Origin of the sequence: Candidatus Poriferisodalis sp. (assembly GCF_965262965.1) — a bacterium.
Taxonomy (GTDB): Bacteria; Actinomycetota; Acidimicrobiia; order Acidimicrobiales; family Poriferisodalaceae; genus Poriferisodalis.
On the sequence record NZ_OZ253573.1, the window covers coordinates 1,465,167 to 1,487,583 of the forward strand.

General features: G+C 64.7%; 19 protein-coding genes and 1 pseudogene. 15 read left to right on the top strand and 5 right to left on the bottom strand.

Annotated elements, in window-relative coordinates:
- The first annotated feature begins 55 nt into the window (after positions 1–55).
- The 6 genes from ACQY5K_RS07000 (at position 56) to ACQY5K_RS07025 (ending at position 4,135) form a co-directional block, all read left to right on the top strand.
- Entirely contained in the window at positions 56–964 is a 909-nt protein-coding gene (locus tag ACQY5K_RS07000) for an IS982 family transposase (protein ID WP_428121389.1), read from the top strand.
- Between the two features lie 430 nt (positions 965–1,394).
- On the top strand, positions 1,395–1,676 hold the full coding sequence (locus ACQY5K_RS07005; RefSeq protein ID WP_428121392.1) for a type II toxin-antitoxin system Phd/YefM family antitoxin: 282 nt from the start codon (positions 1,395–1,397) through the stop codon (positions 1,674–1,676).
- Positions 1,677–1,686: 10 nt separating this feature from the next.
- Positions 1,687–1,929, top strand: coding sequence for a type II toxin-antitoxin system RelE family toxin (locus ACQY5K_RS07010; RefSeq protein ID WP_428121394.1), 243 nt, complete (start codon positions 1,687–1,689; stop codon positions 1,927–1,929).
- The gene (locus ACQY5K_RS07015) at positions 1,929–3,395 is read left to right on the top strand and encodes a tetratricopeptide repeat protein (protein WP_428121396.1); all 1,467 of its coding nucleotides are present in this window, start codon (positions 1,929–1,931) and stop codon (positions 3,393–3,395) included. Before ACQY5K_RS07010 ends, ACQY5K_RS07015 begins: the two co-directional genes overlap by 1 nt.
- A gap of 321 nt (positions 3,396–3,716) precedes the next feature.
- Positions 3,717–3,878: a hypothetical protein gene (locus ACQY5K_RS07020; protein ID WP_420623162.1), complete on the top strand. Its 162-nt coding sequence runs from the start codon at positions 3,717–3,719 to the stop codon at positions 3,876–3,878.
- Positions 3,875–4,135 (top strand): hypothetical protein, encoded by a 261-nt coding sequence (locus ACQY5K_RS07025; RefSeq protein ID WP_428121399.1) that lies wholly within the window; start codon positions 3,875–3,877, stop codon positions 4,133–4,135. Before ACQY5K_RS07020 ends, ACQY5K_RS07025 begins: the two co-directional genes overlap by 4 nt.
- A gap of 282 nt (positions 4,136–4,417) precedes the next feature.
- On the opposite strand, the gene ACQY5K_RS07030 is transcribed toward ACQY5K_RS07025, so the two are convergent.
- A complete protein-coding gene (locus ACQY5K_RS07030) occupies positions 4,418–5,728 on the bottom strand; it encodes an IS1380 family transposase (RefSeq protein WP_428121402.1) in 1,311 nt (436 codons plus the stop codon).
- A gap of 201 nt (positions 5,729–5,929) precedes the next feature.
- Here ACQY5K_RS07030 and ACQY5K_RS07035 point away from each other — a divergent pair, with 201 nt between their 5' ends.
- Positions 5,930–6,808 (top strand): IS5 family transposase, encoded by an 879-nt coding sequence (locus tag ACQY5K_RS07035; protein ID WP_428121404.1) that lies wholly within the window; start codon positions 5,930–5,932, stop codon positions 6,806–6,808.
- A gap of 199 nt (positions 6,809–7,007) precedes the next feature.
- Here ACQY5K_RS07035 and ACQY5K_RS07040 read toward each other — a convergent pair whose 3' ends face one another.
- Complete coding sequence (locus ACQY5K_RS07040; RefSeq protein WP_428121406.1) at positions 7,008–7,256, bottom strand: hypothetical protein; 249 nt, start codon at positions 7,254–7,256, stop codon at positions 7,008–7,010.
- Between the two features lie 368 nt (positions 7,257–7,624).
- Between ACQY5K_RS07040 and ACQY5K_RS07045 the strand changes: the two genes are divergently transcribed.
- The 7 genes and pseudogenes from ACQY5K_RS07045 to ACQY5K_RS07075 form a co-directional block, all read left to right on the top strand.
- Positions 7,625–8,569 (top strand): ABC transporter permease, encoded by a 945-nt coding sequence (locus ACQY5K_RS07045; RefSeq protein WP_428121408.1) that lies wholly within the window; start codon positions 7,625–7,627, stop codon positions 8,567–8,569.
- Positions 8,570–8,751: 182 nt separating this feature from the next.
- Positions 8,752–9,543, top strand: coding sequence for an ABC transporter permease (locus ACQY5K_RS07050; RefSeq protein ID WP_428121410.1), 792 nt, complete (start codon positions 8,752–8,754; stop codon positions 9,541–9,543).
- A complete protein-coding gene (locus tag ACQY5K_RS07055) occupies positions 9,540–11,636 on the top strand; it encodes a dipeptide ABC transporter ATP-binding protein (protein ID WP_428121412.1) in 2,097 nt (698 codons plus the stop codon). The genes ACQY5K_RS07050 and ACQY5K_RS07055 overlap by 4 nt, the downstream gene beginning before the upstream one ends.
- On the top strand, positions 11,633–13,021 hold the full coding sequence (locus tag ACQY5K_RS07060; protein WP_428121414.1) for a transaminase: 1,389 nt from the start codon (positions 11,633–11,635) through the stop codon (positions 13,019–13,021). The genes ACQY5K_RS07055 and ACQY5K_RS07060 overlap by 4 nt, the downstream gene beginning before the upstream one ends.
- Before the next feature lie 287 nt (positions 13,022–13,308).
- The gene (locus ACQY5K_RS07065) at positions 13,309–14,913 is read left to right on the top strand and encodes an ABC transporter substrate-binding protein (protein WP_428121416.1); all 1,605 of its coding nucleotides are present in this window, start codon (positions 13,309–13,311) and stop codon (positions 14,911–14,913) included.
- A 222-nt stretch (positions 14,914–15,135) separates the two neighbouring features.
- Positions 15,136–15,588, top strand: coding sequence for a nitroreductase/quinone reductase family protein (locus ACQY5K_RS07070; protein ID WP_428121418.1), 453 nt, complete (start codon positions 15,136–15,138; stop codon positions 15,586–15,588).
- A 181-nt stretch (positions 15,589–15,769) separates the two neighbouring features.
- Positions 15,770–16,081: pseudogene (locus ACQY5K_RS07075) on the top strand (helix-turn-helix domain-containing protein); the annotation flags it as partial.
- Positions 16,082–16,162: 81 nt separating this feature from the next.
- On the opposite strand, the gene ACQY5K_RS07080 reads toward ACQY5K_RS07075, so the two are convergent.
- From ACQY5K_RS07080 to ACQY5K_RS07090, 3 genes are all read right to left on the bottom strand, one after another.
- Positions 16,163–17,248, bottom strand: coding sequence for a transposase (locus ACQY5K_RS07080; RefSeq protein ID WP_428121421.1), 1,086 nt, complete (start codon positions 17,246–17,248; stop codon positions 16,163–16,165).
- Positions 17,249–17,568: 320 nt separating this feature from the next.
- Entirely contained in the window at positions 17,569–20,133 is a 2,565-nt protein-coding gene (locus ACQY5K_RS07085) for a hypothetical protein (protein ID WP_428121423.1), read from the bottom strand.
- Positions 20,093–20,788 (bottom strand): hypothetical protein, encoded by a 696-nt coding sequence (locus tag ACQY5K_RS07090; protein WP_428121426.1) that lies wholly within the window; start codon positions 20,786–20,788, stop codon positions 20,093–20,095. Before ACQY5K_RS07090 ends, ACQY5K_RS07085 begins: the two co-directional genes overlap by 41 nt.
- Positions 20,789–21,176: 388 nt before the next feature.
- Here ACQY5K_RS07090 and ACQY5K_RS07095 point away from each other — a divergent pair, with 388 nt between their 5' ends.
- Positions 21,177–22,409 carry a Fic family protein gene (locus ACQY5K_RS07095; protein ID WP_428121428.1) on the top strand — a complete coding sequence of 411 codons (1,233 nt, stop codon included), beginning with the start codon at positions 21,177–21,179 and terminating at the stop codon, positions 22,407–22,409.
- Positions 22,410–22,417: the final 8 nt, after the last annotated feature.

Sequence of the window (22,417 nt, forward strand, 5' to 3'; positions counted from 1 at the left end):
GAGGGTGTCCAAGCTCGGGGTGTGTATTCACGCTTCGATCTTGGAGGTTCTCAGCATGGGCCCGGACTTGGACACCCTCGCGGCCGCACTGTATGTGAGGATCGATGACCTGTTGGCACAGAACCCTGGGTTGGCGCCGCAGCGGCCTGTGGTGGGGTTCGCCCCGAAGCTGACCGACGCGGAGCTGGTCACCTTGGCGGTGTTCTCTGCGCTGCTGGGCTTCGACAACGAGTCGCAGTTCATGCGCTACGCCCACGCGCATCTGCGGCCGTGGTTCGCGTATCTGGCGAACCGCGACGGGTACAACAAGCGGCTGCGGCGCAGCGCCGACATGATCGCTCGGGTCATGGGATGTCTCGCACGCGAGTGCGAGTCGTGGCACGACGACGTGTGGCTGGTGGACTCCACCCCGGTCGAGTGCGGCCGAAGCCGCGAGACCCAAAAGCGCTCCGGCCTCGCGGGATGGGCCCAATACGGCTGGTGCGCGTCGCATTCCCGCTGGTTCTGGGGCTTGCGGCTGCACCTTGTCGCCACACCCTCAGGTCTGCCGGTCGCGTTCGCTCTCGCCGACGCGAAAGCCGACGAACGCGAAGTCTGCGCCGACATGATCGACGCGGCCCGCATCGCCCGGCCGGGCCAGACCCTCATCGCCGACAACCGCTACCGAAGCGCTGCGTTCGAAGCCGACCTCAACGACGACGGCATCACCGTGCTGCGCCCCGCCACCCGAACCGAGGCCCCGCGGCCCCGCGCAAAGTTCCTGCGGCCCCTGCGCCAGATCATCGAATCGATCAACTGGACCCTCAAAGGCCAACTCACCCTCGAACGCCACAAAGGCCGCACCCGCGCCGGCGTCGCCGTGCGCATCGCGACACGGCTCCTCGCCCTCACCGCCGCCATCTGGCACAACGACACCTACCGACACAGCCGACCAGCACGCTCACTCACCGCATACGACCACTAAAACCTTGGAACTAACCATCTAGTGCGACAAGCACGGAGGCCAAGAACTTGAGAGCTCCATCCTCCCGATAGGAGCCGAGGCCCGACGAGCAAGTCCAGTCACTCGCTACGGCGACTGCTGAGCCGCCTCCTTCGGCGACGCACCGCAGGCGGCAGCAGAGCCTGGAGCGACGATCGCCGCCGGCCGGGGCACAGAAAATCAACCGAGGGGTTCCGCGGCTGCTCAGTAGTGTCCAAATCAACGTGAGGCACTGTCATGGATGAAGCGAAAAACCGACCGGACCAGACGATGGATCGCATCCTCGAGCTGTCGTTGCCAAAGCCTGGAGTTGCCGAGGCAATGCGCTTCTGGCAATACACGCGTCCCATACCTGGCGACCGCCGACCGATAACGCGCTAGCAATCTGCCTTAACTTCTGTACAATACGGCCATGACAGAGCACCCCGCAGAAATCCGCAACCGAGTGTCAGCGCCGCTGAGCGAAGTTCGGAACCGGCTGAGCGAGATCGTGGACGAAGCCGCGACCACCGGCGCTGACTTCATCATCACCAAGCACGGTCGTGCTGCGGCGGTGATTATCGGCCACGACGAATACGAGGCGCTGATCGAGACTCTCAACATCCTCTCTGACGCGGACTCCATGGCCGCCATCTCCGAGGCCGAGGAACAGTTGGCATCCGGCGACGTAATCCCGCTCGAAGAACTGGACTGAGCGAAGATCAATGCCAGGGCTCACGCGTCGCGCATCGAAGGATCTTGCACAGCTGCCACCGAGGCTTGCGCAAAAGGCACGCGAGATCATCGGCCGTCTTGATGACGACCCCGCTATCGGGCACAAGCTGAAGGGATCGCTTCAGGGCAAGCGGGCAGCGCGACTGGGTCGAAGCCACCGCATCATCTATGCGGCGAACGAGGGCAGCATCGTCGTGCTGACAATCAGAGCGCGCAAGGACGCTTACCGCTAATGGCCGACGACTTGCCTACCGACCCGCAGGAGCGCGAGATATTCCTGCGCGCGCTACGCGACTACAGCGAGCGATGCGAACATCCCAAACTCACGGCTGACTGCCCATCTTCGATCGACATCTCGCCGGATCTGAGGGGCTGCGGTGAGGAATGCATGGACCTGCTGGCTCGACACGGTGCTCCGGGACCGACCGAAGAATTCCCTCTCGGTGATGGCCTGACGGCAATCAGGGTTCGGCGGCCTCGCCCTCGAAGGAATGCCCAGAAACACCTCAAGGCGTACGACTCGCGTGAGGTGTACCTCCACGATCAGTCGACGAAGCCTCCGTCTCGCTGGCGCCTCGCTGCGATTCTGCGGGGGATCCTCGAGGAATCGTGTGAACCGCCGCCGGCAGACAACGACCAAGCCGCAGAACGCAAGGACCGGATCTACGAGCTCATCCGTTGCGCGGAACTGAGAGGCCTCGACCCTGATGAGCACCTCTTGCCCCATGTTCGTCTCGCTGTCGCAGGAAGCGCGTTTGCGCACCTCCTCGGGTCTCTCCACAGACGTGACGAGCCTGAATCGTTCGATCACACAGGTGGATGGGCAGCGGTAGCCGAGCAATTCGGCACAGATGATTCAGATTCCGGGCCATTCCGCTCCGATGGAGCATGGTTGGGAGATCTCTACGGAGCAATCATCAAATGGTCACTCGCCTGCAGCCTCGAGGAACTCCTGGACTGGATGCCGCCGGCTCCGGAGCGCTTCTCACGACCGCTCGCGCTTCCCGACCCACACTCCGATGATGATGGAACATGGATCGTCGAACGCTTCACGAGAACGTTTCTTTGGGAGTGGTCTGTCCCGTCCTTGCGCCGAGAATGGCTCTACTTGCACGGTCAACACCCAGCGCCGTGTTCAGCGGAAGACATGGAGGTGCGCGCAGTTTCCGAGAACGACCTCGCCCTGCTTATGGCTGACCGGCTCGCCGCCGAACCACCGCCCTATTCCCAGCTTTCAGCACGACTCGTCGGCAGCGCTGCCAGCTTCATCACCGAAGGTCGACGACGCGAAGCAGTGGCGCTCTTCGAAGCCACTCTCCACCTTGAGCCCGACAGCCAAATTGCGCTCAACAACCTCGGATTCTGCCTTTTGCCCGACGAGCCGAAGGCCGCTCTCGACGTGCTCGAACGGGCAGTGGCTTCCGGGCGCGGCGATGCCGATCTCGCCAACCTCAACCGTGTGCTCGCACTGGCGTCGCTCGGCCGGTACACCTCAGCTCTCGGCCTCGTCGAGTCGATGCTCGACGAATGGGGTCCACAAAGGTTGGCTCCCCCGACCTACCTGTGGGACATCGATTCGATCCTGCACGACGGCGACCCCGTGCTAGCGACATATCAGGATTTTCGCGAATACGCCGAGACCCTCTGGGCAGCGATCAAAGTCCGCCTTAGCCATATGGACCGCGACGCGCCAAGCTGACCCTGGGACGCCACGGACGTATCGACCGGAACATCGACACCATCCAGGCGCCCTACCCCGAACGCACCATCCGAACCTTCCAAGCAGCGCTCAACAGCTCCGAGAACCCCGCCCAACAAGCCGAAGCGATCGTCCGGGTCATCCGCGACCTCGGCCTGCAGCCCTTCGTCCCGCCCGAACCGCTCCCCGAGATCACCCCCGACGACGTCTACTGCGTCACCTGGCTCGCCCTTGTCTGATCAGCGTGCCGGGTGACTGCTCGCGCCTTGATAACGATTCTAAGTGGTCCATTTCGAGCCATGAACGGCTACATTTGGACCAATGGTAGGCATGGAGCTGGAGCGGGTGGAAGCCCTCGAACTGCTGGGCATGGTTCTGGCTCATCTCAACGACGCCGAGGCAGTCGGCGACCTGTCGCCTCGGGTAGCGACACTGATGGCGATACGTGACAAGCTCGCCACAGGCCTGAGGGAGTTGCAATGAGCTACAGCGAAGTCGACGTGTCGGCGGCTCAGGCTGCGATGGACAAGTACCGCAGCGGCCTCGACGGCGAGATTGCAGCCGCCTTGGCGGTCGTCGGCCTCAGCGCCGAGCGTGCGGACAAAGAAGCAGCGATTCGCGACGACATGATCCGTGTTGCCCACCGTGCCGGCGCATCACTCCGGCATCTGGCCGAGGTGTCAGGACTCGGCCGCAAGACAGTGACCGCCATCGTCGAAACCGGGCCGACACAATCCTGAGCAGCTGTACTACGCGTGGCGGGCCATCGGCAACGCGGGCTGCCACGTCCTCTCGGGCCCCAACCGTGGCTTCATCGGCCAGCCGAACCGTTCCTTTAGCCTGAATCCACCGATTGGTTGTTGGTGAGCGCGGGTTTCGCGGGCCGGTGGCGGGTTGGGGTCGCGTCGGGTTGTTGGGGGTGTGGTTTGGTGTGTTTGGGCGTGTTCGGCTAGGGGTGCGGGTGTGGTTTGGGGTTGTCGACGCTGGGTTTGTGTGGGGGCGTCAGTTCCGGGCTGTGCCGTTTAGCCGGAGGGTCCGGGCAGAGCCCTGAGAGCGCTGAGCGTGGCTGTGAATTGTGGTGCCCAGGGCCAGCGGGCGGGGTATCGCAGGGTGGGTGTGCCCGAGCGGTTGACCAGCACGGCGGCGAGTGCGACGAGTCGGGTGCGGCGCGAGCGGTTCGTGGCCGCCGGCGCGCCGGCGAGCGTGTCGGTCCAGTGGCCGATGTTGTGGGCGAGCGCTGCGCAGGCGAGCGGTGCGCAGTTCGCGCCGTAGTGGCCTGAGGGGACGTGTTCGAGCCCGGTGCCTTCTTTGAGGTCGCGGATGGCGAGCTCGACCACGGCGTGGCCGCGGTGGAACTCATCCGCGGCGGCGGTGTCGTGTTCGGTGTTGGCGTTGAATGCGTGGTGTCGCCAGTCGGGCCACAGCCGTCGCTGTGCGCTGTTGGTGAGGCGGGTGCGGCGCACCACGAGACGAACGGTGCGCTTGGCTTTGCCGCGGCCGGTGGCATAGGTCGTCTCGGCGACTTGGGCGTGGCCGTCTTTGGTGTAGTCGATGTCGGCCCACGCGTCGTCGCTGATCGCTTGGATCGCTGTGCGCACAGAGGATCTGAGGGCGACGGTGATCGACCATTTGATGTCGTGGGCGTCGAGACGGTCGATCAGTTTCCATGACCAGAATCCCGAGTCGGCGCGCACCGTGGTCGGCCCGGTCGCCCCGGCGCGTCGCAGGTTCGCGACGAGCTCGTCGACGAAGCGCGCCACGCCTCGCGACGACCCCGCGGAGCCTTTGCGCATGCGTGCGCCGAGCACCTCGCGGGTGTCGGCGCGTGCAGCGAGCAGCGGGTGATAGCCGAGCACGCTGGTGTAGCCGTACGCGGCGCCCTGTTTTTGTTTGCCGTGGACCTCGCAGACCGTGGAGTCCACATCGACCGTCAGCGGCGCACGGCCCGGGCCTGCTCCCAACTGCCATGCGCGAGCGAGCGTGCGCGACAGCACCGCTTCGAGCTGGCGGACGTGACCGAACGTGAACGTCCGCAAGAACGACCCCACCGTGGACGGCGCCATCGGGCGGAACCCCAGCACCCTCCCGGTGCGCCCGGCGCGCAGCATCTCGACATGATCGATGTGAGTGCCGCCAGCGAGCATCGCGGCGACCACCGTGCAGATCTTCGGGCCTGGGTTCGCGGAACCGGTGCGCACCCACCGCTCGATCAGCCCCAACAGACCCAGACGGTCCATCAGCGTTCCCGCCAGGATCAGGCCCGCGTTGGCCACCAGGCCCTCATGATCGAACGTCGTTGCGAACCGGTCCAGCCTGCGCGATGATCCAGACACAAAAAGTGCCTCCTGTTTTTGAGACGAATGTGGCTTTCGACATCACAATCGTCGCAGATCAGGAGGCCTTTTTCGCGGACGCGGCAACCCCCACACACCCACCACACCGGTGGATTCAGGCTTAGAGGCCGCGCGGATTGGCCATCCACGGGTTGGCTGGTTCCCCGGTGTATTGGTCGGGTTGTCCGAACAAGACAACCCGTGGAGGCCGGTTTCATCATGCGCGCTTTGGAGCCTGAGGTGGTGGATGTGATCTGGGCGGCGGTGGAGCCGATGCTGCCTGTGCGGCCGGTGGGCGGCCCTGGCAGGGGGCATCGGCCCCGGATACCGGACCGGCTGTGCTTTTGGGGGATCCTGGTGCGGCTGGCCACGGGCTGCTCGTGGCAGTGCGCGGAGGCGCTGCTGGGATGGCAGGTGTCTGACACGACGCTGCGGTCGCGCCGCGACGAGTGGGTCGCTGCGGGCGTGTTCGAGCGGATCGCGGCCGAAGCGATCGCCGCCTATGACCGGATCGTGGGTCTCGACCTCGATGACGTGTGCATCGACGGGTCCACCCACAAAGCTCCCTGCGGTGGGGAAGGGACCGGCAAAAGCCCCGTGGACAGGCGAAAACTCGGCTGGAAGTGGTCGATCGCGATCGACGGGGCGGGGATCCCGGTCGGGTGGGCCGCCGCGGGCGCGAACCGCAACGACATCATGCTGTTCGGCCCGACCGTGGCCGAGATCGAACGGCGGGGGCTGCATCACGACACCGAGACCTTGCACCTCGACCGCGGCTACTGGGGCGCCCGCGTCGACCGGTCAGCCGCCGCGGCGGGCATCTGCGATCTGGTGCGGCCCCCCAAACGCAGACCCGGCCACGACGGCCCCGCAGAACCGGTCACAGCGCCGCTGGGGCTGCGCTGGCGCGTCGAGCGAACCAACTCATGGCTGTCCAACTACGGCCAACTGCGACGAAACACCGACCGCAAACCCGAGCACCGCCTCGCCCAACTCGCCCTCGCCGTCGCCTTGATCATCACCATCAAACTCATCGACCACCGCAACCGCTGGCAACCCCACAACCGCCCAACCCGCTAACGCTCTTAGTGCTTGGCTGTCTGCTGGGTGGTTCAGCTCGACGAGGCCTGACAGTGCTTTCGCCTCCAGCGCAGCGTCAACCATGCGTTGAGCTGCCCGGGCTCGCGCGACCAGCACGCAAGTGCCACGTGCACGCCGAGATGAAATCGCGAGGGGCGGGCGCGTGGGGGAACGAAACGAGGTGAACTCGTCAGGGGCGCTACTGCGGGCTCTCGGTGTGGCGGCGTCGCCGGCGGCTCAGTGAGGCGGCAGCGAGACCTGTGCAGAACGGCACTATGAGGATGAAGATCCCGATGGAGAGGATCGAGAGCCAGCCCACCACGACCAGCAACGCCGTCGACACATAGAGAGCGCTCACGCGTCGCTCCGGGAACACGATGGCCGCAGCGAGTGCGCCGAGCCCACCGACGAGAGACCCAAAGAACACGATCGACAAGAACGTTGGCATTCGAACCTGACTCAGCGCTCAACGTACGAAGAGCGCAAGGCCAGCGTACGCCTCGCACCCATGCGGTTCGAACGAACCGAGCGGCCGTCTCGGCCGTCGTCCGTCCTGGTCCGGGTCGGGTGGAGAAGGACTAGGAGTCCGCAGCCAGGAAGGTGTGCAGACAAGCAGTCAGCGCCTCGGCCAGCTGGCGGTACTTGAGAATTCAACCGGCATCAGGTCTCCAACTCACGAAAGACCCCGACGTACAACGAACTTGATCAGTTTCAGACGCTGTACGCACGTCATGCCCGCACTACGATGCGAATCGCGGTGCCCACAGACAGCTGAACACGATTGGTCCCAAACGCTTCTGAGACGGTGCCGGACACATGGTTCGCTTTCTGACGCTGCGCTTCGCTTTGATCGTGGTCACCCTCTTGGTGGTCTCGGCGGTCATTTTCGCGGTTTCGGAGGCCCTGCCGAGTGATGCCGCGGAAAGATTGATGGGGCAGTACGGCACGGAGCAGAACATCAAGCACCTGCGCGAAGAGCTGGGATTAGATCGCTCCGCCCCTGAGCGATATGGACGTTGGATCTGGGGCGCAGTGCAAGGCGACCTGGGCACCTCCTTGGTACAGCGACAGCCAATAACAGGCATTGTGGGTCATCGTCTTTTACCTTCAATATATCTTGCTGTATCTGCGTTGCTGATTGCGGTCCCAACAGCAGTGCTGGTGGGCATATGGGCCGGGGTGCGTCCCAACAGCAAGGGCGACCGCGCCGTGAGCCTGATCGGAATGATCGGTATTTCACTGCCCGAGTTCGTGACCGGGCTGTTCCTCACCATCATCGTCGCGTTAAAGCTTGGCTGGCTGCCGACTACCAGCGCCATACCCCGCGGCGAGACGCCGCTGACGAAGCCCGAAATCCTGATATTGCCAACCCTCACCCTGACCATCGCGCTCTTTGCATACATCATGCGTATGACGCGAGCCAGCGTGATCGAGACGATGGACAGCCACTATGTGCGGTCGGCGATCCTGAAGGGACTCTCGAGAAAGAGGGTCATATTCCGGCACGCCGTTCCCAACGCGATGCTGCCCACGATTACTGTCGTCGCAACCACCGTCGGATGGCTCCTGGGGGGTCTCATCATCGTCGAGAACGTCTTTGCTTATCCAGGCCTGGGTCAGCTGTTGTTAAATTCAATCCAGACCCGTGACGGTCCTCTGTTACAGGCCTGTGCTCTCCTCATTGCGGTGGCATATACCTTCAGCAACCTCTTTGCAGACATCAGCTATCGGATCCTAGATCCGCGCATTCGATTGACCTGATTTCGATGTGGCGGGACACGAGCAGGCAGCAAACTGAAGTGCCCGACACCGTTCGACACGCTCGATCGGCGATCGGTCGGGGGGTCCGCACCTTCTTGCGACTTTCTCTCTCCACCACGGCTGGACGCATCGGATTGCTCATCGTCATATTCCATATATTGCTGGCGATTCTTGGCCCAATCGTGGCCCCATATTCGATTACCGAGTTTCATGTGCCTCCGGACTATCCCGCAACGCATCGCCTTGCGGGGCCGAGCTGGACGTATCTGTTCGGGAGCGACCATTTCGGGCGCGACGTCTTCAGCCGCGTGCTGTCCGGCGGGGGCTCTCTGATCCTCCTTTCTCTCGCTGGTGCGCTGCTGGGTCTGCTCTGGGGCACGTTGATCGGGATGAGCAGCGGCTACAAGGGTGGCCGCGTGGACCAAGTGGTGATGCGCGTCATGGACGGGATGATGGCGTTCCCGGCGCTGCTGCTGGCCCTGTTGATGCTGACAACACTGGGTGCTCGAGACGCCCCCTGGCGGTGGCTTGAGGCCTACTGGCAAGGCTCGCTGATCATCATCACCATCGGCCTCGTCTTCGCACCCTCAGCGGCGCGGGTCATGCGAAGCGTCACGCTGCAAGCCAAGAACCTGGAGTTCGTGATGAGCGCCCGCCTGCGGGGCGAGTCGTCGACCTACATCATCTTCAGGGAAATCATGCCTCATGCACTGCCGACGCTCGGCGTGGAGTTCGCGGTGCGGCTCAGCTACTCGATCTTGCTGGTGTCCTCCCTGGGGTTCCTGGGTCTGGGAGTCCAACCGCCTTCGCCGGATTGGGGCCTCATGATCGCGGAGGGCAGACAGTTCATCGGCAGCGCGCCATGGATCACGCTGGCGCCGGCAGGCGCGGTCGCCACGTTGGTGGTGGGCGTCAATCTGCTGACCGATGGCATCAAGCACGCCCGCGGGATGCCCCGAGAGGTCGTCGGATGAGCAGCAACGCAGTCCGCGGAGCGCCGTTGCTCGAGGTGGAGCAATTGGGCGTCACCTTCCTCACGCCGCGGGGCACCGTCCGGGCCGTGCGGGATGCATCGCTGAACGTGCGGCGCGGTGAAGTCTTGGGACTCGCGGGAGAGTCGGGATCCGGCAAGTCGACCACTGCGTTCGCCGCCATGGGCTACCTGCCGGGCACGACACGGGTGAGCGGCCGAATTCTCTTCGAAGGTCGAGAAGTTGCGGACATGAACGCGGCAGAGCTGCGCCGAGTGCGGGGCAACCGCATCGCGATGGTGTATCAAGACCCGGCGACGTCGCTGAATCCGACCATGCGTGTTGGGCCGCAGGTCTCCGAGGTGCTGCGCGAACACCTGAACGCGGACGCCCGACAGAGCCGTCGCGCCACCATCGAGCTGTTCGAGAGCGTGCGGCTCGCCGAACCGGAGGCGGTTCTCCGACGGTATCCCCACGAGTTGAGCGGGGGTCAACAGCAGCGCGTGGTGATCGCCATGGCGCTGGCCTGCGAGCCGGATCTGCTGATCCTGGATGAGCCGACGACGGGGCTGGACGTCACCACGCAGGCCACGATCCTGGAGTTGATCGTCGATCTGAAGCACCGCACCAACGCGGGAATCCTGTATGTGACACACGACTTAGGAGTGATCGCAGCCGTCGCAGATCGAGTCGTGGTGATGTACGCCGGCGAGACGGTGGAAGAGGCCTCGGTGCGGGAACTGTTCAGAGATCCCAAGCATCCGTACACGACGGGGCTGCTGCACTGTGTGCCCAAGCCACCGACGGAAGACGGAGCGACCGTCGGGCTCACCCGGATCCCCGGTGCGGTGTTCCCGGCCAGCGAGCCGGCGCCGGACGCTTGCCTGTTCGTATCGCGGTGTCCCATGGCCACCGAGTTGTGCAGTCAGAAGGCTCCGCCGATGGCCGAACCAGTGGTCGGGCACTCGTCACGCTGCCTGTACCCGAATGACATCGCACCGGGAGTGTGGGGCGAGTTGGACACGAGTGTGGAAACTGGGCGCGTCCAGCAAGAACCGGTTCTGCGCGCCAAGGATCTGCGCCGTTTCTATGGAAGCTGGGGCCGCAAGTACTGGTTGTTCGGCCCACGGACTCGGCCGCCGGTCCGTGCCGTCACCGATGTGGACTTCACGGTGGGGCTGGGACGGACTCTGGGAATCGTGGGTGAGAGCGGTGCTGGCAAGAGCACCATTGCCCGGGTCATCGTCGGACTGGTGCCCCGTGACCAGGGACAGCTACGGCTCAAGGAAGAGGAACTGGCGCCCGAGGTCGACGAGCGGACCGACGCTCAACGGGCGGCCATGCGCATGGTCTTTCAGAACCCGACGGCTTCCCTCAATCCGAGGCTTGCCGTCGGTCACGCCATTGTCCGGGCGCTGCGCAAGTTCTCAGGCTTGAACAAGCGGGAGAGTCAACAGCACGCCGAGGAGCTGTTGCAGGCAGTGGGCTTGGATCCGGCGTACTTGAACCGGCCTCCGAGGGAGCTCAGCGGGGGTGAACAACAGCGCGTGGCGCTCGCTGGGGCCTTCGCCGCCTCACCGGACATCATCGTTGCCGATGAGGCAGTCTCCGCCTTGGACGTGTCCGTCCAGGCGCAGGTGCTCAATCTGCTGCGGTCTCATCAGGAAGAGACCGACACGTCCTACGTGTTCATCACCCATGACTTGGCCGTGCTGCGCTATCTCTCCGACGAGATCTTGGTGCTGTACGCGGGCCATGTGGTCGAGTCAGGACAGGCCCACAAGGTGCTCGACACGCCGTCCCATCCCTATACCGAGGCACTGTTGTCAGCGGCACCAGTCCCTGATCCCGATGCGCAGCGGACGACGATCCGACTGCCGGGGTTTGTGCCCACGATGCGGGCCGAGTTTCAGGGTTGCGTCTTCGCCAGTCGCTGTCCTCGCAAGATCGGGGACGTTTGCGACGAGACACCACCGCCGGCACAGACGGCAGTTGGTGGAGATCATGTGCTGTATTGCCACATCCCGCTAGAAGAACTCGCGCAGCTCCAGGTGGGCAGATCTACTGAGGCCACAGGAATAGGAGGGGCATCATGAACACCATCGACCCCGAGCGGCTCAAGTTATTGATGCAACGTGAGCGGGAACTCTACGTGGCGAACCACCCGAAGTCGGTGGCGCTATATGAGAGAGCAAAGAACTCGCTCTTGGGTGGTGTTCCGTTCTCATTCATGAATGGCTTTATGGATCCTTCCTTTCCCCTGTTTATTGCGGAGGGCCGGGGAGCCTATGTGACCGATGTCGATGGCAATCGCTACCTCGACCTTCTTGCAGGTGATCTTGGAGCGATATTCGGGCATTCACCTCCGGCCGTTGCTGATGCGATAGCTCAACAAGCGCAGCGGGGCATTATGTTCACACTTCCCTCGGAAGACGCCATCTGGATCGGCGAGGAGTTGACGCGTCGCTACGGTCTGCCGTTATGGCAGCTCCATATGTCCGCCAGCGATTCGGTCAGGACTGCGATCAAGATTTCTCGCGAAGTCACCCAACGACACCTGACGCTCATGTTCAATGGCAGCTACCACGGCACCGTGGATGAAACGTGCGTCGCGGTCGTGGACGGCAAGATGATTACTCATCCGAAGGCCGTCCACTTCGGCATAGGGATGCTTCCCAACCCCGAATCGAGGACCCGTGTTGTTGATCCTTACGATCTCGATGCTGTGGAGAGAGCATTGTCCCCACGGGACGTTGCCTGCGTCATTACCGAGCCAACGTTCTCTCAGGCTCTTCGTGGTCCCTTTGATCAGGACTTCCACGTCGCCCTCCGAGATCTGACGCGTCGCTATGGCACCAAGCTCATCATCGATGAGACGCATGGCATCGGCGCCGCCTGGGGAGGATGCACACGTCTGTGGAACCTGGAGCCAGACATTTTTGTCGCGGGCAAAGGGATCGCCGGCGGCATGCCTGCTTCAGTCATGGGCCTCAGCCGCGAGGTCGCAGACAGCGTCATGCCGCTATTCGAGAATTTCTTCGTCGCTGGCATCGGCAGCACCCTGTCGGGCAACGCGCTGGCAGTTGCGGCGCTGCGGGCGAACCTGGAGCACGTCATGACCGAGTCGGCCTACGAGCGGATGATGGCGGCCGGTGAGCGGATGGCCAAGGGCATGCAAGAAGTCGTCACGGCTGCTGACCTCCCGTGGAGAGTCAGCCGCTGGCTCGGTTATGGAGTGCGAGTCGGCTTCTCCTTGGACAGGCCTCGTACGATGTCGGAGGCTCAGATCCGGGGCGACGACGAGAGCTTCAGTATCCGCGGCAGTGAACTCATACAATATTTCCATGCTTTTTATGTCAATCGCGGTATTATCATTCTCGCCTTGGCACTCTCGGCCTTGAACTCTCCAGCGGTGACAGCGGAGGACGTCGATTACTACGTCGGCGTGTTTGGCGAGTGCGTGAACGAATTGGTCGGATAGCACATTGTTTTCGTTAAAAAGGGCGGTCGTTCATCAAGATATGACGGCCTAGATCTCAAGTCTGCATGAGTCAAACGTAACCCCAGACAGAGAGGACAAACTGTCTTGACAGTAGTCTCCACGCGTAGTAGGCATTATTAACAGTTGTCATTAACTAAATGATGACTTGTTGTTTATCCATTTTGCCAATAAAGGTATGTACCGAAGTACTGGGCATGCCAACAAGATGCCTTGACTTCGCTGCCGGAATCCCTTCGACAGTGGGGTAGTTCGAAGGGTGAACCGACATGCGAGCATCAAACCGACGATTCCTGAATTTGGGCGTACCGCTAATAGCGCTAGCGCTCGTGGCCGGGGCGTGCACCGGAACCGGCGATGACGCCGCGGCACCGGCGACGACCGCCGCCGCCGCTGCTGCGCCCGAGACCACCGCCCCGCCCGACGAGGGGGGGCCGAAGTACGGCGGCACGCTACGGGTCGCGCTGGTCGCGGACACGCACACGCTGGACCCAGCCATCTCGGTATCCGCGGTGACCACCGCTGTTACCCAGCACACCTATGACAACTTGCTCATGATCCAGCCGGATCTCACGATGAAGCCGGAGCTGGCCACTTCGTGGGAGGCCAACGACGACCTCACGTCCTACACCTTCTACCTTCGGGAGGGGGTGACGTTCCACAACGGGAAGGACTTCAGTGCGGAGGACGTCGTCTTCACGTTCGACCGTCTGCTGGATCCCGAGCTTGACTCACCGCTGCGGGCCATTCTCAACATCATCACGGACATCGTCGTCCTCGACGACTTCACCGTCCGCTTTGACCTCGATGGCCCCAACGGGTACTTCCCGAGCTACCTGCAGAAGTCTGAGGCACGGATACTTCCCGCCAACCTAGATCTCGCCGACTTGGTCTTGGGAGCGGTCGGCACGGGGCCCTTCATTCTTGACGAGCACCTGCCGGGTGAACGCATCACGATGGTGCGAAACCCCAACTACTGGGAAGAGGGCAAGCCCTATGTGGATGAGATTGTCTTTCTGAACATCCCCGAGCCCGCAGGTCGGGTAGCGGCACTCCTGGCCGGCGACGTGGACCTGATTCAACACGGCATGGCCCCCTTGAGCGTCCCTGAAATCGACGCCCATCCCGACACCCACGTGTTGGTGCTGGAAGGCTGGGGCTGGCTGGGGCTGGCCATGGACAACGCCAGGCCACCCTTCGACAACAAGCTGCTCCGGCAGGCCTTCCAAGCAGCGATGGACCGGGAGCTTGTCAACCAGGTGGCGCTGCTGGGCTTGGGAGCGCCCGGTTACGACCACCCGATCGGCACCAGCAACGCCGTCTTCGCGTCGCAATATGCGCCCCCGCCCTATGACCCAGAGCTGGCCAGGTCACTGCTGGCCGAGGCCGGGTACCCAGACGGAATCGACATCGACCTGCACACGGCCGATATCACGACTGGGGCGATGGATATCGCGGTGGCGTTCAAGGAGAGTGCTGCACCCGCGGGCATCCGGGTCAACGTCGTGGTCAATCCTTCAGCCGGGTTCTGGGACACGGTGTGGCAGAACGAGACGTTGACGATCGACGCCTGGAGGGGCGCCGATCCGGACCAAGCTCTGAGCGAGCAGTTCCACAGCGCATCGCCGTACAACGCGCCGCACTACGTCAACCCGGAGCTTGACGCGCTGATCGAGAAGGCCAAGGGCCAGGATCTCGCGGGCCAGCAGGAGAGCTACGCGGAGGTCCAGCGGATCCTGATCGAGGACGTGCCGGCGATCGTTGCGGCATTCCGGCCGGAATTGATCGCGGTGCAGAATTACGTCCAAGGCGTGAGCCCGCATCCGTTGAGCTGGCCGCTCTTCCAGGACGCCTGGCTGGACTTGGACAACTGATATCGGTAGGTGAGTGAGCTGGCCGCGACTGGTCGCGGCCAGCTCACCTCTTGCCGCCATCCACACGAACGCATCGCAGCTACGCCTGCCCCGGACGGTCGCTGCCAGGTGTGGCCTGCACCGAATCGGCGTGTCGCAGCCGGCGCCCGTGGGTCCAGCAGGCTCTATCTGCGCTGGGAAGATAGAAGCTGGCGAAGCTGCCACGCCGGGCTGGAGGCAAGGTTGCTGGTATCTGATTTCACGTTCAAGGCGGCCAACTGGCTGAACCGCACGGCGATCCGGCTCAGCGGCGGCCGTGTCGGCTGGATCTACCAGGGCACACCCATCATCGAAGTGACCACCACGGGCCGCCACAGCGGCGAGTCCCGCTCGACGCTGCTGTCCGTGGTCGCCCAGCCAGGTGATGCCTTCGCCGTCATCGGTTCCCGTGGCGGTGACACGAAGCACCCAGCGTGGTTCCTGAACATGCGCGACAACCCGGCGATCACGGTTCGCAACCGCGACGGCACCCAGCAGATGACGGCCCGTCTCACCGACGGCGACGAGCGCGCCGCGCTGTGGGCGCAGATCTCCGTCAAGGACGACCACTACGTCCGATTCCAGCGCAAGACCGACCGCGAATTCCCGATCGTCCTGCTCGAACCTGCTGACGACGTCGGGGCCGACCGCGCCTAGCAGGGTGCTGAAAAAGCCGGTTTCGAGCACATCGCCAACGCTCTGACCAGTGGTTTTACACTGGCGGAAGCGCGTTTTCGGCACTTTTTCAGCATCCTGCTAGTGTCCTGTTTGTTTAGTTGGTCGCGGTAATATGGTGGGGGGGCAGCGTGGCTGCGGCAGGCGATGAACGGGGACGGATATGGGTGCAAGGCGGGGACGGCCGACGGCTGTGATCTTGCTGGACGGCGAGGAGCGCGAGACGCTCGAGCGGTGGGCTCGCCGCCCGAAGTCGTCTCGGGCGCTGGCTCTGCGGTGCCGGATCGTGCTGGGGGCCGCCGAGGGTCGCTACAACAAAGAGATCGCCGCTGAGCTGGGGTGCCATCCCGCGACGGCGGCCAAGTGGCGCTCGCGGTTCGCCGAGCGCCGCCTCGACGGGCTCTGCGACGATCCGCGGCCGGGTCCGCCGCGCACCATCGACGACGCCACCGTCGAGGAGGTGATCGTGCTCACCTTGGAGTCCGCCCCACCGGACGCGACGCACTGGTCGACGCGGTCGATGGCCAAAGCAGTGGGACTGTCAGACGCTCCCTTGTCAAGCGGCGAGTGCGTGAGGTTGTTTTCGGGTCTGTTCGTCGCGCCACATTTTGCGGATGACTCGGTTGGCGAGGTGGCGTTTGTGGGCTCGCCGGGCCTCTCGTCGGGTCTTGCCTTCGGTGGCTTTGCGGGCGAGGTAGGCGGCGGCTTGGGGCTGTTGGCGGGCTTGGGTGACCGAGGCGATGTGGAGCACGCTGTTGATGCGCCGGTTGCCTCTGGAATCGAGTCGGTGCTTGACGGGGTTGGCGGCGCCTTCGCCTGATGAGAGTGCGACGGCGCCGGTGCCGCACCAGCGGGCGAATTTGGACTCGCGGTCGAACCGGTGGGGGTCGCCGACCTCGCACAGCAGGGTCGCTGCTGCGATGGGGCCGATTCCGTCCTCGTCGCGCAGGGTGGTGCCGTGGCGGTCGAGCAGCTCGTCGATGAGCCGTTCGAGGCGGCGGATCTCGCGCCGCGTCGTGCGGTCGGCTTCGATGAACGCTTGGAGCCATTCGAGGCGGTACGCGCCAGCCGGGGTCGTGTCGATGGCGGGGTCGGTCCGGTCGAGGCGGCGCAGCCGGCTCTCGATCTTGTCGTCGCTGGTGAGCTGGCCGCGGATCTCGGCGGGGAGCTTGGAGATCTGGTCCGCGACGTGGTGCAAACCCAGTGTGCGGGCCGCTACCAGGGCTCGGCGGTGTTCGAGCACCGCCTCGATCTCGGCTGCCAGCGGGTCATAGACCTCCAGGGTCTGGACCGGCCCCAGCGTCGGCTCGGCCAACAGCGCCCGGGCCGAGGCGACCGCGTCGACAGCGTCGGTCTTTTCCAGCCGCCGCGAACGGCGCTGAGCTGCCGAGCGCGACGCGGGGACCTCGCGGGCGTCGAACCCTGCCGCGCACAACGCGATGGCGACATGGGCTCCCCACTTGGCTGATCCCTCCACGCCGACCTGGCGGACGCCCGCAGCGTCAAGCAGTTCTATCGCTGTGACATAACCAGCCGCTGTGTTGTCGAAGGTCTCATGGGTGATCTCGACGCCGTGGGGGTCGACGATCCCGACGGTGAAGGTGTCCTGGTGGGGGTCGATTCCCCCGACTGGCGGTGTCATGGGGTGCTCCTGCTGGAAGTGATGTTCCGGTGGGTCCGGGAACGGCAGGGGCGCTTCGCCGCAACCGAGTCGAGACAGTCAGGCTCCCTTCAAGACAGGAGCGCTCCCGCCGGCCCCACACTCGACGCGACAGGTCACACAACAGGCACAAAGCCAATATTTTGTGGAGTCACCGTCGAGCATGGAACCGGACCGTAACCCCCTGGCATGAGGGCCCCGGCAAACCCAACAGTGACACTCGGAAATTTTGTGTATCGGTTGTGATCGTGTTCATCGGATGTGGTCGGCGATCCGGTCGCCGTAGTGGACGGTCAGTGTGTTCAAGATGGTTTTCCAGCCGTTGGTCTAGCCGACCGGGTTGGTGCGGTTCTTTCGTCTGGCGGTGTTCGTCGTCGGGGGTGACGCAGCCGAGCGTTTCGTGCTGCCGGACTTCGTTGTAGTCGATGCGGATGCGTGCCGGCTCTGTGTCGGGCAGCGCCGGGTCGGTGATGTCGTCGACGTCGAGATCGAGGCGGCCCTCGGTGAGCAGCTCGTCGAGATCTTGGGCTAGCAACGCCTAGTCGCACACGACACGCACTTGGGTCGAGGTCTCCTCGGTCGAGACCAGGGTGGTGATCCAGCAGCGCGAGACCATGCCGACGATGGCGAACACACAGCGCCGGGCCCGCCCGAAGTGGGTGACGTCCCAGATCCAGATCCAGATCCAGATCCTGTTCGGTTCGGTAGACCAGTGGGCCGTCCGGCCCGAAGCTCGGCGTGACCGTGCCTGGTTCCTCGCCGCTCATCGTCACACTGCCGCTCACCGACCATGCCACAGCCAGCCCGCTCGCAGTCGCTGAGGCATCCGCCGCTACCCGGGAGGCACGGTCCGGAGCCATCACGCACACATACGCAACGTCAACACCCGGTGGCGTTATCGGCGTTCGCTCGCAGCGGCCGCCCTCGATCGCCCGCACACCAAGCGACGTCACGGCGCCTGCGTGGGTGAACACCACGTCCTCAACTCCGTCGGCGTAACCGTCGTTCGTGCAGGTGACAGTGATCGTCGTCACGGCGGGCGTGGCAAGGTCGACGCTGAGGACGCGGTCGCCCGCCGCGCCGCCGGTGGATGCGGCGACGGCGCCGACCGGTGCCGCGGTGCACTCAGCGGCAGCGGGGCTGACGGTGAAGGTGTCGGTGTCGGTGACCGTCACGGTGCCCGCGCCGGCCTCTGCGGTGTCAGCCAGGCCGGTGATGTCGACGCGTTGTCGGCAAGCGATTACGAGCCGGGTGGTGTGGGTGTCGGCGCTGCCCGAGGGCCCCGCCGTGGCCGTCAAGGTCACAATGCCGTCCGCGGTGCACGACAGGCCCGCGGTCGCGGTGGTCTGCCAGTCGCCGGTCGCGGCGTTGTCGGGCCCGAGGATCGCCGTCGCCGCCGGCGTCGCGGCAGCGGTGACCGACGCGCTGCCAGTCGCGGCCCATGCCAAGCCGATCGTGGCGTGGTTCGCCACCGCCGTCGCGGCCACGGCAGTGGTCCCGCACTTGACGAGCTCGCACTCCAGCGCCGCGTCGATGCCCTGGGGTGGGGCGTCGGGATCAGGGTCGCACGCGCCGTGCGACGCCATCGTGACCGACTTGACTGCTGGATTGAACGCGGCGTTGACGGTGAGGTCGTAGCTGCCGGTCGCCTCGACCCGGAACGTGGTCGCCTCGATCGTGTAGTCCCCCGCAGCCAGCCGGACGTTGCGCAGGCGGCTGTCGGTGCTGGGCCCGGCGGCGTCGTCGCGGCCCTCCACGGTGCCGGTGCCTACGTTGTGGCCTCCCAAAAGCAGCAGATAGGTGTTCAGCCGTGAGGAGTTCGACGACGCGGAGCCCAGATCGACAGCGACCGTCGCCGCAGCGTCGAGAGTGAACGTGTGCCGGCGCGCGTAATACGTGCCGGTGCTGCTCGGGCGGCGCTGGGATGATGTGCACGACGCATCGGCGATGATCGTCCCGGTGCGGGTCGTGCTGTCGTCGGTGATGCTGCCGAGCGGGTCGTCGCAGGGATCCGACGGGGCGGCGCAGTCCACGTCGATGGCGACGGTCTTGGTGATGGCGCCCGCGGTGACCGTGACCGAGCTGATCACCACCTTGCCCGACAGCGTCGCCTCGGCATCGGCGGCCGAACGGTTCGGCGCGTCGCAGCTCACCGTCACCTCATGGCTGAACGGCGCCGCCAGCGCCAAGGTGACCTTGCGCTTGTCCGCCGCTGTGCCCGCCGTCACCGCAGGCGTGACCCCGACAGTCATGGTGGTAGCGGTGCAGGTGGCGTCTGCGGGCTCGACGGTGAACTCGTCTTCGGCAGTCACCGTCGCCCCCGCCAAGCCGTAGCCCGTGCCGTCCCGCAGGTCGGTGATCACCACCGGCGGCTCATCGAGCGCGATGGTGCCGGTCAGCGTGAACGCGCCAGTGACGCCCGCTGTCGAGGTGGTGACGTCGATCGTGTAGGTGGTGCCAGCCGCCAGGGCGACATCGGTGACCGTGGCGTCGGTGCCGGTGCCCGAATCGTCGTCGGAGTCCACTACGGCGACGCTGGTGTCCGACCCCGACAGCACATAGATGAACACATCGGCCCACGACGACGCCGTGAACGTCGCGGTGGACGCCGCCGACACTCGCAGCGAGAACCGGCGCGCGTAGTGCAACGACTGCGCGTCGCCCTTGCGCAGCGACACACAGCCCGCAGCCAATGTGCCGCTGCGAGACACAGCGCCCGCCCCGAGCGTGCCCAAGTCCTCGTTGCAGCCCGCGTCGGTCGGCGGTGCGGTGGGCGGACCGAGGGTGGTGCGCGAGCAGCGGCCACCCCCAGCGGGCGCATAGCCGTCACGAGTTGCGGATGCCTGATGCGGCCGCGGTCGGGCCACCCCCAGCGGGCGCATAGCCGTCGGGGCACGACACCGCCGGCGGGTCCCCCACCACGGTCGTCAGCGGCGCGGTGGGGTCCGTGTAGGTGGTGTTCTCGCACTTCCCGCTGCTGCCGGACCATGTGAAGCCCGTGTCGCAGGAGCGATCGGCTTGTCCGGTGCGGCTCGTGACCGGAGTGCTGCCGGTCGGATCCCACCGCGTCGACGCTGTGTCGGACTCGCACTGGCTGCCGTTGTCGGACCAGCCCGAGAGGCACGACCTCGTCGCCGGGTCATAGCGGTACCTCGTCGGGGTGCTGCCCATGGCCACCCACCGCGTCGAGGGGCTGTTCGCGGTGCAGCCGGTCCCGTCGGCCGAATAGCCCGACGCGCACGACTCGATCACCGCGGCAGTAAGCGTGCGGGTGCGAGTCTCCCACCAGTACTGCTGGCCCGCGATCGGGTCGAAGCTGCACACCCGCTGCCGGTAAGTCTCGGTCTTGGTGCACGTACGCGACCCGCCAGAGGTGCCCAGCGTGGAGGTCGACGGGCACGAATAGTCATAGGGCCGCGAGTCGTAATAGGTCTCGGACTCATAGCAGCCGCTGCTGGGAGCCGTTCGGTAGCTCTGCCCGTCGGGGCATTCGGGCGGGGAGACCGTCCCGTTTCGAGGCATCGATTCCCGGGGGTGGCAGCTCACCCGTCGTGCGGCGATCAAGTCTTTGACTTGGGTCAGTGTCCATGTCGGATTCTCAGCGGCGATCCCGGATGGCACCCGTGCCGGATCAAGCCAGAACAGGACTCGAGCGACACGCTTGGGGTTCGACTGGCGACATGAACAACTCAGGCGTGTCCTCGTATAGCTCATACGGCTATTTAGCGACGTTTTCGCGTCGCCAGAAACGGCCAAACAGCTCATACGACCAGATATAGTCGGCGGGGTGGGCAGATATGTCGCTGCCGAAGGGTGGCTGGCCGGCCCGACCGGCTTCGGGCGAAGGACATACCGTGCCTTCGTCCCACACCCGCTGGCAGGATGGGACCCCAGCCTAGGCGTCGATTCCATGAACGCAGTCACCGCCGCCGACAGAGCGCTCGTCGCGGCCGCGACGCTGCCGCATACGACCCTGGGCGGCACGCTTGCAGACTGGATGATGGCTCGCGACGAGAGCATCCGCTCAAGCGTCATGGAAGGCGTCGCAGCCACAGGGCCAGGCCTGGAGTGGGCGCGCTATCTGAATCAGGCCGGCAGGCCGGTGACCGATGAGAACGACGCGCTCACGCTCGGTGCTGCAAGACAGGTAGCAGCCGCGGTGGAACTCGGGCACAAGATGCGTGCTGGAAGCACGTCCACGCTGGAAGACATCCTCGATGTCCACAGGTGTCTCCTCGCCGAGACACGAGAACACGACATCGGAGGGGCCTTTCGCGACGAACCGATATGGATCGGACCTCCTGGGTGTCTTGTGGACGACGCGTCGTTTGTGCCGCCACCTGCCGAGCATGTGCCCGAGCTCATGAACGATCTTGTCGACTACCTCAACACCAGCGACCACCCAGCAGTGTTGCGGGCGGCGGTCATTCATGCCCAGTTCGAGACGATCCATCCCTTCGAAGACGGCAACGGCCGAACGGGTCGTGCTCTCGTCCACACCGTCTTGGTCGCTGCCGGCGCGACGCGCGCAGCGGTTCCGATCAGCACCGCGCTCAGCCACGACCGCTCCGGCTACCACGACGCGCTCAACGCGACACGGATCGTGTGCGAATCCCATGACACAGCAGCCCGCAGCCTCGCCATGCACGACTGGTTGAGGGTGTTCACCAACTCATGCGAACAAGCCAACCAGCAAGCGGCATCTGTCACACAGACGGTCGAGGGCATGGTCGCCAGATGGCAGCAGGCTGCGACATTCCGCCGCGACAGCACAGCGGCGATACTCCTAGAAGCGCTCCCGTCCATGCCGGTGCTTGATGCCCAAATGGCCTCGCAGAGACTGGGCGTGACCGAAAGGGCAGCGCGGACCGCACTGGCATCTCTCGACGCAGCGGGCATTGTCAGTCCCACAGGCGGCCGACGCAACCGGAGATACACAGTCCCCGACATGGTCGGCATGCTGCGGCGCATGACCCCTGACGGCGGACTGCCTCACCACCGCGGCACCGCACTGAGCACGCCGACCCCATCGCCGCACACACCGCCCACGCACACAGCATGCGGCTGCCTCGGCCCGCGCTCCAACAAACACTGCTGGCTCCCCAAAGGCCACATCGGCCAGCACCGCTACCCGCCCCGCTAGAACGACAA

Coding starts and splice junctions, on each gene's coding strand:
- ACQY5K_RS07065 (WP_428121416.1), top strand. CDS start 13,309: ATGCGAGCATCAAACCGACGATTCCTGAATTTGGGCGTACCGCTAATA.
- ACQY5K_RS07020 (WP_420623162.1), top strand. CDS start 3,717: ATGGTAGGCATGGAGCTGGAGCGGGTGGAAGCCCTCGAACTGCTGGGC.
- ACQY5K_RS07010 (WP_428121394.1), top strand. CDS start 1,687: ATGCCAGGGCTCACGCGTCGCGCATCGAAGGATCTTGCACAGCTGCCA.
- ACQY5K_RS07055 (WP_428121412.1), top strand. CDS start 9,540: ATGAGCAGCAACGCAGTCCGCGGAGCGCCGTTGCTCGAGGTGGAGCAA.
- ACQY5K_RS07015 (WP_428121396.1), top strand. CDS start 1,929: ATGGCCGACGACTTGCCTACCGACCCGCAGGAGCGCGAGATATTCCTG.
- ACQY5K_RS07080 (WP_428121421.1), bottom strand. CDS start 17,248: ATGACACCGCCAGTCGGGGGAATCGACCCCCACCAGGACACCTTCACC.
- ACQY5K_RS07045 (WP_428121408.1), top strand. CDS start 7,625: ATGGTTCGCTTTCTGACGCTGCGCTTCGCTTTGATCGTGGTCACCCTC.
- ACQY5K_RS07060 (WP_428121414.1), top strand. CDS start 11,633: ATGAACACCATCGACCCCGAGCGGCTCAAGTTATTGATGCAACGTGAG.
- ACQY5K_RS07090 (WP_428121426.1), bottom strand. CDS start 20,788: ATGCCTCGAAACGGGACGGTCTCCCCGCCCGAATGCCCCGACGGGCAG.
- ACQY5K_RS07025 (WP_428121399.1), top strand. CDS start 3,875: ATGAGCTACAGCGAAGTCGACGTGTCGGCGGCTCAGGCTGCGATGGAC.
- ACQY5K_RS07095 (WP_428121428.1), top strand. CDS start 21,177: ATGAACGCAGTCACCGCCGCCGACAGAGCGCTCGTCGCGGCCGCGACG.
- ACQY5K_RS07040 (WP_428121406.1), bottom strand. CDS start 7,256: ATGCCAACGTTCTTGTCGATCGTGTTCTTTGGGTCTCTCGTCGGTGGG.
- ACQY5K_RS07005 (WP_428121392.1), top strand. CDS start 1,395: ATGACAGAGCACCCCGCAGAAATCCGCAACCGAGTGTCAGCGCCGCTG.
- ACQY5K_RS07000 (WP_428121389.1), top strand. CDS start 56: ATGGGCCCGGACTTGGACACCCTCGCGGCCGCACTGTATGTGAGGATC.